This window comes from Photorhabdus thracensis (assembly GCF_001010285.1).
In the GTDB taxonomy this organism is placed as follows: Bacteria; Pseudomonadota; Gammaproteobacteria; order Enterobacterales; family Enterobacteriaceae; genus Photorhabdus; species Photorhabdus temperata.
Map to the genome: position 1 here is coordinate 3,728,681 of NZ_CP011104.1, position 15,884 is coordinate 3,744,564.

Consider the following 15,884-nt stretch of genomic DNA (forward strand, 5'->3'; position numbering starts at 1 on the left):
TAATTAAACAGGAAAGGATATTTAATCTTAAAATAAGTCTTTTGTAATGCTATATTAATTTTTTCATATTGGATAAATTAATTTCTATTTTTGCTATTATTCTTATTAATAATTTCATTAAGTTTAGCTATTCCTCCGGCATAAGGCACATATAATAATTGATTACTTTTTATGACTTCTTCATTCCATTGATCGCCCGATTCACCAATGACCTCAATACGCTGTTGTTCGGTGGCAATTCGCATACTGCCAATACCAATTGTATCAGAGGGCAGGCGCCCCAGAGTTAAGGTCTCTAAAATATGGTATGCCTCATCCCCTAACGGCGCATCATTGTTTTGCCAGCGTTTATAGGTATTGGCAAAATTTTCAAAATGTTTCGGTGATAACCAGTGAATAATCATCGAAATATGCGCAGGAAATTCAGCGAGAATCTCCGTTTTTACCCAAGATTCCAGTTTGTAAGGGTCAACTTTGTTGCTCTCAATTAACAGGCGATTCACTACCACACTGACGACAAATGAGAAACGATCGGCCAGGGCATATTTTTCACTGGAGAAATACCAGCGATAGCGCCATGCTTTCGTCTCGGGTGGAAAATTATCCCGTGAGTCTTGGGTGCGTTTAATTAATATTTTGCCTTGAATGCGATCAAATTTGACTACGTGTGCTTTGAGTTCATATTCGGATTTCTGTTCAGCACGAACGGCCCGAGCTGATATTTTTTTAGCTGGCCCAGAGGGGGTAATCACATATTTCAGTGTGATTTCGTCACCTACTTCGATCATGGCAGGGAAGGGGCTCTGGGTGCTGGAGGTAATCCAACGTTCATCTTCAGCATCGCTTTGATATGTGGTATCGGCATAAACCAATTGATAATCCATATCTTCCAGCCACACTGGGCTGTTTTGCCAGGACAGTTTGTTTTGCTCAAATGCCTTCAGTATTCTTTCCAGATTGTGTTCTAGATCCGAGCTGTTACGTGTGCTAAGGGAGAATGTCTCTCCTGACACCTCGGTGATCATTTGGCCGCGTAGTAATGTGAATTCTCTGCCATCTTCAATGATAATCAGGTTAATTACCTGCCCTTGTAATAAGCGGCCTGCTGTACCTTTTTGAGTGATTTTTAACTGATCATCTTCAACCACCAGAGAATCAGGCTTTTGCTTAGTATCGAATTGGATATCGGGTTTTACCGGTAGTAATTGACGATGTTCAATTAAATAGAAAGGCAAATTAGCCAGATCAGGGGTATCACTGAAACATTCCCCACCTAAACCCAACCGGGCAGCAATCCGTTTTTGCAGTGCCGACACTTTATCAATCCGAATATTATTACGTTGATAAGTGAGTTCAGGCTGTTGAGCCAGATAACCGCGTTGGGTGTTCAGAAAATCTAGTGCGTTTAGTGTTAATGGCCTGGCTGCGCAATGAGTACCAAAATAGCCTAATAGGTAATCCAGAATTGTCAGCTCCTTGTCATAGTTTTTATCTTTATTATTGCTTTTATCATAATGGATTTGAGAATCATTATTGAGCTTTTCTATTAAATTAGCTTCTATGTTTTGATGGGCTTGTTGGCTGACAGTATCGGCTTTAAAAGGCCATTGAGCACCGTATACTGTTTCTCCCCGTTGTTTAAAGGCCAGTAATTTCGGTAATAGGGCGAGTTCGGCACAGCCGTTAGCCAGCATTTGTTCAAAAGGCAGCATAAATTGGTGTAATTGTACTTGCTGTGGCGTAGGTTTGCTGGTTTGCAATCCATAGCAAGCCGGCAATTTATTGCTCACCGGATAGTAATCCAGAACTTTACGATATTTACCCCAATGCAGTAATTCAGGTTGTGTATTAATCAGTGGTTCTGTAATAAGCTGTTTCTCTACATCTTGTTTGGAAACGCCAATTTTAACGCCCCCTTTGGCAATAATGGTAAGCGGGCTGTTTGCTGAGGTAATTAATGCCAGTGGATCGTTACCCCATAATCTGGGGTAATATCCTTGAGCGATTTTCCAAGACCAATTATCGTCCGACAATGGAGTAATAGTTTTGTCGTGATGAGCTAATGCCAGCCGGGTTATACTTTGAATGCCTTTAATCGCTAATAATCGGTTAACCAGATGGCTGAGATTTAATACCGTAGCGCCGGTGTAATTTTTGGTTTGAGGTAATGTCGGTATCCAGCCGTGATGTAAATAAGGGCCGGCGAATATCTTTTCATTACTATAGCCCAGATCTTTCATGGCTTGAGTGGTATAGCGGACGGGCTTTTCTTGCACCATTTGTTCCGTCGTCATATAAACTTGGGCGAAGATGTCAGCAAAATTGATGATGTTCTCATCAAGCTCAATATCAATCTGCAAGGGAAAATTAATAGGTTGTAGCCAGATAATTTTGCTAACGGATTCCCCCAGATTACGGTTATTTTTTAGGAAATCGTTGAGCTTTTCCTGAGCCAGTTTGTTATTGGCCTGAGTTTCTTGACCGGGCAGTAAATAAAGCCAGTAATTTCCTCTCAGAGCTAATTGGCTATCTGATCCAGAATTTTTAAAGCTATATTCACGTTTTTCTGTGTTATACCAATACTGATAACGTTTATCTTCGGGTTCACGAATTAATTGGACATCATTAAAGAAAAAATAACCTTCACTTGCTTCATTAATTGTTATTGTGTCGCTGCTATGTAAATCCAATAAAGCCCGGCGATAATCTTCTGCGGTGATGGGGCCACAGGTCAGTGTTTGTTGTGGGCCGAATTCCTGGGGGAAAATACCGTTGCCGGGTATCTGTTCCGTGGGGTTAGGTGTAAGAAGATCTTTCAGGGGTAATGAATGACGGTAAGCCAGATCGGACGCACCATAACAACAGGCTTCCAATAAGGTGATACCGGGATCATTTTCACTGGTATTGCTCCAGCATTGGCCGGATTGCTGCTCAATAACCGTTTTGGCCTGAGTGAGTAAGGCATCAAAGGTAATATCGTCTTTGACGATGGGAAACAGGGCGTCCTGATTATTCATTGTTAACTCCTTGGCTTGAGTCTGACCAGACTAAAATCAGCACTTCATCATCGGCGGCCCCGATACTGTTACCTACGGCAGGGGTGGATGGGCCATCTTTAGTTGCGCTGATATTGCTCACCGGCGGAATAACTTTTTCCAAAGTTAAATCCGTGACCCGTTCAACCAGAGGGGATTGTTGGATGGTGGCGAATAACTGGTAATAATCAATGTGGTTACCTGTCGTCACGCCGATAGCGCTATTTTCTCCCCACGGCATATATTTTCGGCTGAGTTCCTGCTGTAGCTGATGATGACCATAGGCGGGGTTAATACCTGAAATAAATTTCACTTGATAATTGACATTGACGTTAATGTATTTTGGGTTATTGATCTTAATGGTTGTCCAGGGGCTGCTTAATTGGCTTACCCACTCGGCTATCTCTGTCAGCCGGGCCGGATTCAACTCTGGGCGCAGCGCATCATCGTTATCTTTGTAGCGACTGTCGGCGATCACAATCAGTTGTTGTTCTTTCGGCGCCGGGATTTTAGTTAATTCACTGGCAGAAGGGTATTTGACGTCAAATAAGCTGACAAACTGCTCTTTTAGTAAGGTGACAATGTTTCCCCAGCTCAATACCCGGTTACGGTGAGACAACCGGGCCGGGATCCGCGTCAGGAAGGTTTGTGCTGTTTCTTTTGGGTGACCATCCCAAGATACCCAGGGTTGCGTCACACCACTGATGGCAACGGATGCGTTGACCGGCTGTTTAATGCTTTCTGCGGCTAATCCGTTGATAAAGTGATCCTGTTCAATGGTTTCTACGTTGATTAACTTGGCGGTGGTGGCGTTATACAGGATGCCTTTAATTTGTGGGTAATCCCGGGCTTCAACCTTATTGGTTATCTCGGCTTTCAGCCAGTACCGTCCTGTTGGCATCAAGGCTGCCTGATTTGACGCATCCAGTGGCAATAGTGTGCGCCAGATCCCCCGATCAAACAGGTTACGGGTTTGGTCGTGGATCAGTTGATTGATTGGCTGCCAGATATTTTTCTGATTTAGATAAGACCAAGATAAATTAAGTGCTTTAACGCCTTCTGACTGCCAGAATAAAGATAAAGTTTGTCCCGGTAGTACATTGGTAAAGCCTAAGTAGAATGTGTCATGGGTTAATGACGATATATTTGCTTCACCCCAATTCAGATGGTCAGATTGAACCTCAAGATCATGGGATGTTTCGCTAAAAAGTTGAATACCGTTTTTGGGGAATTCAATGTTGTCTGAGTCACTGAATAGTATTGCTGATTTCCAGACATTGCCAACTTTCCGATACCAACGCAGATCGGTTAACTTTCCCTGATTCGCCAGTAAATCCGTATCAGATGCATAGTGTAACGGATTACCGGTATTGTCTTGCCCGGCATCAAACAGCGTTCCCTGGGCTACCAGAAATTCTGGGTTGTCGGTATTCAGAGTAATACCGATAGCAACTTTATCCGCTTGGGCACTTTTAGGTTTCAGCCCCAATAATTCCCGATAATAAAGATCACGATGTCGTGCCGGGAATGTATTTAATAATCGGTTGGTTGTTTCTAGTAGCTTTAAAAAAGCCAATACAAAAGCTTGATGTGCCGGTAAAGATCCATCCGTTTGATTAATGTTTTGGTAAATATCCGCTAATTGCTGCGGATGATTTTCCTGAATAAAATAGAAACTGTCCCAGAACTGATTTTTGTCTTGATCGAAAGGGATGTTTTCAGCGTAGGCTTTAAGCCAGTTTAAAATATCCAGCGTACTTCTTTCATCAAGTTTAAATGCAGTATCCGGCACAATAGCAGAGAGTTTATTATCTAACTCGGCCTGTCCCATATTTATACCACCTGTTATGCGAATATTCCTGATAGATTTTCAGGAAAGCGTTGTTATTTAAAAATAAGATTGAAGGGGATTATTTACCCGGCACTGACAACATATTGACTGGCAATAAAACGGCCTTTGCCCATACTTGGCGTTGTTACATCCGGGCCACTTGATGGATTATTGGCTGGCTGTGTCGGGGTAAAACGGGCGATAAATTGCTGGCCGACAACAATCACCGTGGCAGGGCTGCGGCAAAAATTCGCCTGCTGGCTGGCATCCAACTGAGCAATGGTGACCATTCCCATGCCGGGTACCGGGTGGCTGAGGGTAGTATATTGCGCCTGGAGTTGGACCTTTTTTTCATCGCCGATAATCGCGATCTTTTTGCCCTGAATTTGGGCGTGTCCGCTGCCCCGGATGGTTGCCGGTCCCAGAATAGTGACCTGCCGGTTGTCGAATAACGGTTCGAACAGCAAATTGTCGCCATCAACGACCAGTTGTTTGCTCATAGGTTCACCTGTAACTGGCCCTCGCTAACTTCAAGGATACCTTCAAGTTGCTGGCTGATTTCGCTGCCTCTCAGGGCGTAACTGACCTGAATATGCAAGGTATTAGGTAAGTCTATTCTCTGGTTCACTTGAATCTCGGTAATATTTGCGCGCGGTTCATAGCGCAGTACCCGCTCTTCAATCCGGGTTTGAATCTCTGCCATCAATTCGTCACTGATATTGGCAAACAGATAATCATTCAGGCCACAGCCGTAATTTTCACGCATAATCCGTTCGCCGGGTTCGGTGAGAAAAAGGATTTTCATATTCTGGCGAACATTCTCTGCGCCTTCCGCGATGGTAATGCCGGTGGGTATTTCAGGATGAGAATCATCTTTTATCGAAAACTGTGGCGGAAATGCCCAGCCCCGGCCATAAATATCAGCTAATATTTTGTCTGTCATCGTACTGCCTTATTATTGTGTTAAGTTAATTTTCGCACCTTTAATATCGACCCCGGATTTTCCCGTGGCTGACAGGGATTTTTCGGCCTGTAGGTTAATTTCCTGGGCATTAATAATGAGATTCTGAGTGGAATTAAGCGTGATATCTTTATCCTGTTGCAGCGACAATGTGTTTTTTCCGCTATTGAGTGTGAGCGTTTTATCTTTATGGTCGAAGATTAATTCCTGTTGGTTATCTTTTTGTTTGATGACCAAGGTTTTCGTTTGATTTTTTTCACTGGGTTCTATCGGTGCTTTATTTTTCGGGTTGTGCATGGAGCCTAATATCACCGGGAAACGGGGATCGCATTCAAAGAAGCCGATAATTACCTCATCCCCCGGTTCAGGGTAGAAGCAGAATCCGCTTTCGTGGCTGGCATAAGGTTTACCCAAGCGGGCAAAAAGTACACCGTTGGTTAAGCTTAAAGCGGGGATCCTGACCGGAATACGCCCCAGCGACTGGTTATCTTTTTGGTATTTTTCCACGATACCGACATGCAGCTCTTTAACCTGTGGTACAACCTGCTCGGTTTCCGGCAACAGGCCCAGGGTTAGCTGGGTGCGCCAGCCTTGCCGCTGATTAATTGTCTGACTCACGCCGGTGATAATTCCCTGACCATCCATTCCTTGACCAAAGCCGCTTAATGCCAGGATATGGCCCGGTTGGTAACGATCACTGCCTTCAACTTCAAAATTGCCGGAGACGTTATGATTTCGCCGGTTATTCAGGATGCCCTGAGCAAGATGTTTGGCCTGTCCGTTATCCAGCGGATAGCTGAAAACCCATTGCCACTCCTGACCGGTCAGTGGTTGCAGATTATCTGCGGCGAATTGACCACGGCCAAGGCCACTGCTTTTTGCCTGATTTGCCTGCGATAATTTTTGTTGGGCGATATCCCAGGATTGCACACTCACTGTTTTCGGGCTGCGCTGGTTATCCCATTGTAGATTGGCCTCAAATAGCACCACATCCTGAGCGTTGGCACGCGGGTGGATCCTATGCACGGTTGACTGATTCAGCGATTCAGGGGTGATCAGCGTCACGGTGTCATTGCCGGGCAACAGCCAGGTATTGGTGGCGGCCAGTCGGCTTTTTAGGAAGGTCCAGTCATGACAGCGGAACTGTACCATTTGCTCATGCACCGTTTTGAGCTGAGGTGCTTGTTTTATCGTTACCGGTACACCTGCTTGGTTGAATAGCTTTTTGATAATTGCTTCATCACTCTGTTTGCTGAAGAGTTGTGAGTGGAAGTTGTGGGTTAATTTTTGCAACGAATGTTTGGCTGTCAGGGTGATGATGCTGTCCTGACCTTTAAGCCCAAGCGCTTGCCGAACGATTATCCCCTTAAACAACACGGTTTTTTGCATCTGCACGATAAGTTCATGATTCGGGCGGCAACTTGCCAGTTCAGCCTGAGCTTTAGCGTCAAAAATATGGCTGGCATCACCGGCGATCCCCAGAGTGATGTTAATTGAGGGAATGCCATTGATATGATGGTTTACTGTCAGGCTGATAACAGTCAGTTGATTGAGCGCTTTGCCGCCTATCTTGATGGTTATCGCAGGTATTTTCATACATCCCCCTTGGCTTGCAGCGTTTGTCCGGGGGTGAAATCGTCAAGATTATCCAGTCCGTTTTGCCAGGCCAGAGAGAGATAATCAATACCGCCTGCCAGAGAAGCGCCGGCGCCTAAGGCGATCAACGGTAGGGAGAGCATATCGGTTACGCTGACCGCGGTGACCGGCGGCGATTTTAATTGCTGCTCGGTGGCCTGAATAACGAAGCTTTCGTCCGCTACCAGAGATAAAGTGGCGCTGGCTCGCAGTGGGGTGGCATCCCGGTCAAACAGGGTGTAATCAATGCTGAGGCCGCTGGCCCGGCCGGCGAAATAGCCTTTGTTTTCCCAGCGCATTTTGCCCCATTTGAGTTTCAGAAAGTGGGGTACTTTGGTGCTGGCATCCACCGCACACAGGGCTTTTAACGTCGCCAGCTGTTTTTCTACCGGCGTGTTGTTGCCGGGCATCGTGGCATCAAATAGCAGGATTAATGACAGGCCAGCGGGTTGGGATAACACATAACGGCTGCTCTGGCTGGCGCTGTTAACGCTTTCATCCTGGTGATAACGGGTTTGATAATCAAGCTGGATGGCATCGGGGTTGTACATTGCCTGTAAACTGCCCACAGTGGTTTTTCCTTCCCGGTCTTTGAAAGCGGTGAGGGTAAGTCTGGACAGATTACGTTCAATTAAACTCATAATGGCCTCCTGTTTCACGCAATGCGTCCAAGACTTCCCGTTTCACCTTTTCAATCAGACGGGCGTTATCCAGCGTTTCCTGAGCTAATGTCCGTGGAGAGACCGGGTTATTCGTTGCATCGGTGACTTTGGCCTGAATAATCAGTTCCTTAATTTCGACAGTCATACTTTCACTCCTAACCAGCGCATATCTTGATAACGTAATTCCAGGGAGTTCACCAAAACGGTGTTGCTATTGGCATCAAAGTCGCCGGTGGACCAGTGAACCGGCAGGGCGTTACTTAACGTCCAGCTTGCCACGGGGATTGAATTTTCATTCAGCAGCATAATGACGACATCGGCATAAACCGCTTTTTCACCGCGCAGGACGCGATCAAACACCAAAGTGAGTGGCGTCACCGTCATCACACCGCGCTCCAGCACCAGACTGCCGTGCTGGATCTTCTCAGCCAGCCAGGTATTTCTGGCGTTTTCCCCGCCCTGGCTGAGTTGGGTGGTTTGCAGCTCACGGCTGAGGCCTGATATCCGTTGAAAGGCAATGTCGAGCGGACTGGGGATATTATTAAAAAGAAAACTGGCGATAAAACGGTGTGACACCGACGGGGTGTATAAATTGTTCATATTTTGCCCCTGCTTAATTTAACGGGTGATTCCGGAGCGGGTATCAAATGTCAGGCTCAACTCGATAAATTCCGCTGGAATTAACACTGATAGCCTGATTTTCATGATCATTTTCCCGGCTTGCAGATCGGCTTCGCTCATTGATTCATCAATGCCCAGTAATATTTCAAATGCTTGATCTTCCTGTGTGCCTCGCAGTCCGCCTTTTAACCATAACTGACGCAACCAGTTATAAGCCTGACCTTTAAACTTCATCCAGGTGATGGCGTTATTGGGTTCAAAAACAAAAGCGCGGCCCAGTTGGGTCATATGGGCTTCGATATAGGAAATCAGACGGCGGGTTTGAATATAGCGCCAGGGAGAGCCGGGTGTGTTGTCCAGGGTGCGGCATCCCCAGATTTTAATCCCTTTGCCGGGAAAGCTGCGAACCAGATTCAACGAAGTGCCATTGGGATTAAAGAGGGCATCAGCTTCAATATAAGCGCGTACCGGGCTGATCACTTTGGCTAACGCGACATTAGCGGGTGCATTCCAGACGGCCATTTGGTTATCGTTACGCTGGATGACGGCAGCAACTGCCGCGGTAGGTGAAAGCACGACAGTATTTTGCGCGTTATCCTGATAGGCGCTGTTTAGCCGTGGCCAGTATACGGCGCCCCATTGTCGGTCACTTGAAGAAAACTGCGCTAAACATTTCCCGGCCAATTCAGGATTATCCGGGGCATCCAGCAATCCCATCATGCCGCGCCGGCTCTTGCAAAGATCGAGTACCGATTGCCAGGACTCCAGCCAGAATTGAATTTTGTCGTGTTGAACAATGTCTGAATTGGGAGCATCCATCTGATTAAGGTAGACAAGATCAGGGACGACAATCAGCGTGATTGCACTCTCTGCGGTAATCGCTTGTTTAACCCAATCCTGCTGCAATGTGGTGGTCAACGATTGAAAATCGTTTAGTGGTTTATCCGTTCCCAGTGGCAATACATAGGCTTGCTGACCACCATTTTCAAAGAAGTGACGCACTGAATAGTACATCAATCCTGATCCCTCAAATGACAAGGTAAAATCGGCCAGACTGGTGAGCTTGACGGCGGTTTTATCGCTGACACGGCTATTTTTTGCAGGTTGGGGATAACCAATAAAAACCGGTACACCGATAAATGCATTATCCTGTTTCTGGGATATCAGGTTCTCCGTTATTGTGACGCCAGGCTGTTTTATGTCCATTATCGTCTCCTCAACGACTGAATAGACGCGGTATTCAACCGCGTCTCAGTACGGTTACTGTGCTACATTTTGCGAAAACTGAAGGATAATAAATTCCGCCGGACGTACCGCCGCCATCCCCACTTTGACAATCATTTTCCCTTGTTTAATGTCAGTGTCGGATAGGGTGATACCCTGACCAATCTGAACAAAATAGGCTTCTTGCGGGCTATTACCGGCCAGCGCGCCTTGTTGCCAGAGCTGATGGAGATAGTTGTCAATGGCTGACCGAACTCGTTCCCAAGTAGGTTGGCTATTGGGTTCAAAGACAGCAAATCGCATTGCCTGCTTGATATCCCGTTCTGCGCTATTAAATAAACGCCGAACCGGAATGTAGCGCCAGTTGTCATCATCTTGCAGGGTACGCGTACCCCAGACGACAAAACCTTTGTTGGTGAAATAGCGGATAGCATTGATACCTTTTTGGTTCATGGTACCTTGCTCATCTTCAGTGAGCCGTTCGGTTACATCACTAATGCCGCTGAGAACAACATTCGCCGGCGCTTTCCAGACGCCACGGCTGGCATCAGTGGCGCAATACACGCCCGCCATGACTGCGCTGGCAGGAATAATGTTGCTTATGTTCTGTATTGCATCAATAGCCTGTTGATAGACACCTGGATTCTTCTCTTTGAGTTGCGCCAGATTTTTAACTTCGCTTGATGCCGCATCCTCGTAATCTGAAACTGCGATCAGACTATCTTCTGCTTGAATAAGTTGTGAGACTTTAACTGCTGGATAATAAGTTGCGGTTTGTGATGGTTCGCTAACATTGAGCGCGGTTGTTTTATCCTGATTGTCAGCGATAAGAAAATATCCGGCCTTGAGTAAAGGGGTCAGGTTGCCATATATCGTACTCTGATAAGCAGGATCCTGTTCAGGGCAGACGATTAAGGTAATTTCTAAAGCCTGCTCAATTAACTCAGGGATTAATGCCAAAGTGTTGCTATCGCTGGTATCAGCAATTGGCAGGATATAACAAGGACCGCCGCCATTTTGGAAATAAAGTTTTAAAGCATCACTGCTTGTTGTGTAAGTACCGACAGTGACCTTATAGGTGTAACCGGGTTCTTTATCTTCCGCATGGGGAGCGGCTTTTGTATCGCTTTTGGCCCCTTGATTGTCTTTGACTGATACATCGCCGTCGACGGTTTTCGGTTTTTCAGGAGGAGTAGGTTTAGTTGATGTGATGGTGATTGACGTAACACAACCCACATTGAACAGATGAGTGAAATCCAGCCAGCTACTAACGCGAGTCACTTGTGGGGTGGTGCTGGTTTTTTTGGGTGAGAAACGGCCAATAAAAACGGGAATAGCTGTGTTTCCATGACTGACAGAAAGCGCCAGTGATGCATCTTCTTCAATATAGACGCCAGGATAAGTTGGTGTTGTTGGCATATTGCCTCCAATTATTGAGCGATATTCTGAGTGAACTGCAAGATAATAAACTCGGCTGGGCGAACAGCGGCCAGACCCACTTTGACGATCATTTTGCCCTGCTTGATATCATCATCGGTCATGGTGACGCCTTTACCGATTTGAACAAAGTAAGCTTGTTCGGCTTTGTTGCCCATCAAGCCGCCTTGCTGCCAGAGGCCATAGAGATAGTTATCGATAGCTCGTTGCACGGCTTTCCAGGTGGGTTGACTGTTTGGCTCAAAGACCGCGAAATTCATGGCGTTTTTAATATCCCGTTCTGCGCTGTTAAACAGACGACGGACCGGGATATAACGCCAGTTATCTGTGTCTTCAAGGGTTCTGGCTCCCCAGACCAGCGTGCCGCTTTTAGGAAAGGTACGGATCATATTCAGCGCCTTACCTTGGTTATATTGTGCTTGCAGATCATCGGTTACCGGGTATTTAGGTTGTAATCCTCCTTGAATCGCCACATTAGCCGGTGCTTGCCAGACACCCCGGCTATTATCGACACTGGCATAAATCCCGGCCATCACTGCGCTGGGTGGAATATCAACGAGGGCTTTCTTTTCTCCCCATTCAGCGGTCAGGTAAGGGTAATAAACTGCGCCATAAGGAGTAAGGGAATAAGACTTGAGGAGTTCGTCTGGTTTTTGCTCCGAAGTGATTTGATCTTTTGGACCATCAAAAATGGCGAATAATCCTTTGCCTGATTTACACAGTTTTCCTGTCACCTCATTGATATCTTCTCCGGCGGCAACCAGCAATGTGACATCGTCGAGTTTTGGAACTTGTTTTTCTAAATCTGTGGTTTTGACCAGATAGCAATATCCACCGCCGTTAATAAAATAAGCGCGCAGTGAGATATCAAGCGTATTATCAGGATCAAATTGTCCATCTTTTAGTGTCAGATATTCCAACCAGCTATTAATTCGGGTAGAAGCATCATTTGGTAAAAATGAATTTTTATCTTTATCGCCGTTGACGGCAACGGCAACAGCAAAAACAGGCACGGCTGTTGCACCGGAGCGGACAGAGAGTGACGGTGAGGCATCTTCTTCAATATAAACGCCGGGATATGAATATGTTGGCATGTTGCCTCCAATTATTGTGCAATATTTTGAGTAAACAGCTTTATAACGTGAGCCTTAAAGACTTAAGACGCTTGAATAGTTACTCGATCGGCTGTCAGGCTAATTTCCTGAACGGCAACTTCATTGCTGGTGGCATCAAAAGCAGGAGAGGTTAAAGAGGTTGGGAAAGCATTTGCCACGTTCCAGGTCATTAAAATTTCAGTACCGGCTTCGTTAGTCAGGCTGATTGAAATATCTTTTTTCTCAACCTGATTAAGCTGGATGGAATTAAGCCAGTCGAACAGTTTTGTATCGCCGGAGAAGACACCTTTACGCAGCGTAATATTGATCGCCTGACGTTGGCCCGGCATCTTATAGTAATTACCGGTGCCGTCCTTATATTCGATGACATCATAATTAATATCGAGCCCTGAAACGCTGTTAAAAGGGATTTTTTCATCACCAATTGAGACAACAAACCGGTAAACAGGGATCGGATAGTCAACAGCGATTTGTTCTGGAGTTGTAGCCATAATTTTTTCCTTGATTAGTTATTTACGTTTAAAAGATAAACAGAGCGCTATCGCCTTGTTTTTGCTAGCACTGAGCTATGGGTATAGCTACCGCAGCAACCTTACTTATGGAGGTTATTATTCATACTGAAAATTTTTTATAGATGATTATTTAGGTCATCATTAATAAAGCGATATGATTATAATTAATGAATCTTTAAGGGGAATATTAATTATTAATTGGTGATAATTATTAATTGGTATGGCAGGGGTTACCCATTTTAGGTATTAACGCAGTTTTATTTGGTTTTGGGGATAGGAAAATTATGAATGGATAATTATTTTCTATTTTATCGATCAATTGATGATAAAAAATCGATAGGTAAGTATGATTATACAAATCGCTATAGGAGAAGTAAGCTTGGTGGTATAAGAGGAAAAGTATCTCTTCCGGTCACATAGTTTGCTATGCTCCTGGGGATTCATTCCCTTGCCGTCGCGATGCATCTTGAAATCCATAGGGTATAAATAAGAACAAAAATGCCGATTTTGAATATCGGCATTTTACTGTAAAAGCGAAGATTAATTTAATGCTTTAACGCTTCAATTTTATCTCGGCTCAGTCCGGTACTGGTGACAATAATGTCCAAACTCACGCCATGCCGTAATAAGGCCCGAGCCGTTTCCACTTTACTTTTCTCTCGGCCTAGTTCAATACCTTCCTCTCGGCCTAGTTCAATACCTTCCTCTCGGCCTAGTTCAATACCTTCCTCTCGGCCTTGTTCAATGCCTCGCTCAAGCCCTTTTTGTTCAAGCTGTTCTGCAATAGTCATCAACATCGTTTCATGCTCCGGAGATTGTTCAATCAGTTGATGGACAAATTGGGAGAGATCCAGCGTATGTCCATTCAGTAAAATATAGCGTAATACCACATTGCGCTGCTCGGTTGTATTATACCCTGCATTCAAGAGTTCCACCAATTGGGGGACCCATTCCAGCATATCCCGGCGGCGAATATGTTTTTGCACCAGTTCCATCAGGGCAACCCCTTTATGCGTCAGGATCTCTTCATCGCTGAGCACACTGACGTCCACCAACGGAAACGCCTGACGGTATAAGCGGGCAGCCTGTTTAGGGAGCGTAAAACAATCCAGCCACCGGTTTGTGTAAGGATACGGCCGAACCTCACCATGATAAAACAGCAGAGGCGCCACCAAAGGGAGTTCAGTATGGCCTTTTTTCAGGTGGGCCGCCATGGCTGACATGGCATAATACATCAACCGCCAGGCCATCAACGGGTCAGGGGTGGATTGATGTTCAATCAGACAATAGATATAGCCCTGTCCCCGCGCCGTTTCAACCGAGTAGAGCACATCACTGTGCAGTTGACGTAAATGCCGATCCACAAAACTGCCGGGCTCCAGTTTCAATGTGGCTAAATCACACAACAACTGGATCTCTTCGGGCAGATAAAGGGATAAAAACTCCCTGGCCGTTTCGGGTTGCGTTAAAAAATGCTTGAATAACGCGTCATGGTGAGGCCGTTTTTCTTTCTTTGCCACAATCTGTTTCTCTGTCTTATCAGGTAGTCATTACTACTCATTGTCTATCCCCGTCATCTTTCAAGTTGCCTCTTTAGTTGGCTGCATTCACTCACCCCAGTCACAGAGTTATCTATGCTCCCGGGGATTCGTGCTCTTGCCGTCGCGATGCATCTTGAAATCCATAGGGTATAAATAAGAACAAAAATGCCGATTTTGAATATCGGCATTTTACTGTAAAAGCGAAGATTAATTTAATGCTTTAACGCTTCAATTTTATCCCGGCTCAGTCCGGTACTGGTGACAATAATGTCCAAACTCACGCCATGCCGTAATAAGGCCCGAGCCGTTTCCACTTTACTTTTCTCTCGGCCTAGTTCAATACCTTCCTCTCGGCCTTGTTCAATGCCTCGCTCAAGCCCTTTTTGTTCAAGCTGTTCTGCAATAGTCATCAACATCGTTTCATGCTCCGGAGATTGTTCAATCAGTTGATGGACAAATTGGGAGAGATCCAGCGTATGTCCATTCAGTAAAATATAGCGTAATACCACATTGCGCTGCTCGGTTGTATTATACCCTGCATTCAAGAGTTCCACCAATTGGGGGACCCATTCCAGCATATCCCGGCGGCGAATATGTTTTTGCACCAGTTCCATCAGGGCAACCCCTTTATGCGTCAGGATCTCTTCATCGCTGAGCACACTGACGTCCACCAATGGAAACGCCTGACGGTATAAGCGGGCAGCCTGTTCAGGGAGCGTAAAACAATCCAGCCACCGGTTTGTGTAAGGATACGGCCGAACCTCACCATGATAAAACAGCAGAGGTGCCACCAAAGGGAGTTCGGTATGGCCTTTTTTCAGGTGGGCCGCCATGGCTGACATGGCATAATACATCAACCGCCAGGCCATCAACGGGTCAGGGGTGGATTGATGTTCAATCAGACAATAGATATAGCCCTGTCCCCGCGCCGTTTCAACCGAGTAGAGCACATCACTGTGCAGTTGACGTAAATGCCGATCCACAAAACTGCCGGGCTCCAGTTTCAATGTGGCTAAATCACACAACAACTGGATCTCTTCGGGCAGATAAAGGGATAGAAATTCTCTGGCCGTTTCGGGCTGCGTTAAAAAATGCTTGAATAACGCGTCATGGTGAGGCCGTTTTTCTTTCTTTGCCACAATCTGTTTCTCTGTCTTATCAGGTAGTCATTACTACTCATTGCCAAGGTATAATATTTTTACCAAGTTACAAAAAACATTGTCTCAGATTTCCTCAGGTAAATCTTTACCGAATGCATTAATAGAAGAGCCTAAAGAATAAAATATCAGAAAAGGAAAAACGAGAAAATA

General features: G+C 45.5%; 14 protein-coding genes. All 14 read right to left on the minus strand.

The annotated features are described in order from the left end of the window. Positions 1-77: 77 nt before the first annotated feature. Entirely contained in the window at positions 78-3,017 is a 2,940-nt protein-coding gene (locus VY86_RS16035; RefSeq protein WP_046975709.1) for a hypothetical protein, read from the minus strand. Further along, on the minus strand, positions 3,010-4,866 hold the full coding sequence (locus tag VY86_RS16040) for a hypothetical protein (RefSeq protein ID WP_046975710.1): 1,857 nt from the start codon (positions 4,864-4,866) through the stop codon (positions 3,010-3,012). Before VY86_RS16040 ends, VY86_RS16035 begins: the two co-directional genes overlap by 8 nt. A gap of 83 nt (positions 4,867-4,949) precedes the next feature. Further along, positions 4,950-5,366, minus strand: a complete 417-nt coding sequence (locus VY86_RS16045; RefSeq protein ID WP_046975711.1) for a hypothetical protein — start codon at positions 5,364-5,366, stop codon at positions 4,950-4,952. Further along, the gene (locus tag VY86_RS16050; RefSeq protein ID WP_046975712.1) at positions 5,363-5,809 is read right to left on the minus strand and encodes a GPW/gp25 family protein; all 447 of its coding nucleotides are present in this window, start codon (positions 5,807-5,809) and stop codon (positions 5,363-5,365) included. The genes VY86_RS16045 and VY86_RS16050 overlap by 4 nt, the downstream gene beginning before the upstream one ends. Before the next feature lie 12 nt (positions 5,810-5,821). Beyond that, positions 5,822-7,423, minus strand: a complete 1,602-nt coding sequence (locus tag VY86_RS16055) for a phage baseplate assembly protein V (RefSeq protein WP_046975713.1) — start codon at positions 7,421-7,423, stop codon at positions 5,822-5,824. Next, the gene (locus VY86_RS16060) at positions 7,420-8,103 is read right to left on the minus strand and encodes a CIS tube protein (protein ID WP_046975714.1); all 684 of its coding nucleotides are present in this window, start codon (positions 8,101-8,103) and stop codon (positions 7,420-7,422) included. The genes VY86_RS16055 and VY86_RS16060 overlap by 4 nt, the downstream gene beginning before the upstream one ends. Then, positions 8,090-8,269 (minus strand): DUF5908 family protein, encoded by a 180-nt coding sequence (locus VY86_RS16065; RefSeq protein WP_046975715.1) that lies wholly within the window; start codon positions 8,267-8,269, stop codon positions 8,090-8,092. The genes VY86_RS16060 and VY86_RS16065 overlap by 14 nt, the downstream gene beginning before the upstream one ends. Continuing rightward, the gene (locus VY86_RS16070; RefSeq protein WP_046975716.1) at positions 8,266-8,724 is read right to left on the minus strand and encodes a phage tail protein; all 459 of its coding nucleotides are present in this window, start codon (positions 8,722-8,724) and stop codon (positions 8,266-8,268) included. The genes VY86_RS16065 and VY86_RS16070 overlap by 4 nt, the downstream gene beginning before the upstream one ends. Before the next feature lie 18 nt (positions 8,725-8,742). Further along, positions 8,743-9,951 carry a phage tail sheath C-terminal domain-containing protein gene (locus VY86_RS16075; RefSeq protein WP_046975717.1) on the minus strand — a complete coding sequence of 403 codons (1,209 nt, stop codon included), beginning with the start codon at positions 9,949-9,951 and terminating at the stop codon, positions 8,743-8,745. A 54-nt stretch (positions 9,952-10,005) separates the two neighbouring features. After that, positions 10,006-11,388 carry a phage tail sheath family protein gene (locus VY86_RS16080; protein ID WP_046975718.1) on the minus strand — a complete coding sequence of 461 codons (1,383 nt, stop codon included), beginning with the start codon at positions 11,386-11,388 and terminating at the stop codon, positions 10,006-10,008. Between the two features lie 11 nt (positions 11,389-11,399). Beyond that, the gene (locus VY86_RS16085; protein WP_046975719.1) at positions 11,400-12,500 is read right to left on the minus strand and encodes a phage tail sheath family protein; all 1,101 of its coding nucleotides are present in this window, start codon (positions 12,498-12,500) and stop codon (positions 11,400-11,402) included. Between the two features lie 62 nt (positions 12,501-12,562). Then, the gene (locus VY86_RS16090; RefSeq protein WP_021326045.1) at positions 12,563-13,012 is read right to left on the minus strand and encodes a phage tail protein; all 450 of its coding nucleotides are present in this window, start codon (positions 13,010-13,012) and stop codon (positions 12,563-12,565) included. 566 nt (positions 13,013-13,578) lie between these two features. Continuing rightward, positions 13,579-14,553, minus strand: coding sequence for an Rpn family recombination-promoting nuclease/putative transposase (locus VY86_RS16095; protein WP_046975720.1), 975 nt, complete (start codon positions 14,551-14,553; stop codon positions 13,579-13,581). A gap of 233 nt (positions 14,554-14,786) precedes the next feature. Continuing rightward, entirely contained in the window at positions 14,787-15,713 is a 927-nt protein-coding gene (locus tag VY86_RS16100) for an Rpn family recombination-promoting nuclease/putative transposase (protein WP_046975721.1), read from the minus strand. Positions 15,714-15,884: the final 171 nt, after the last annotated feature.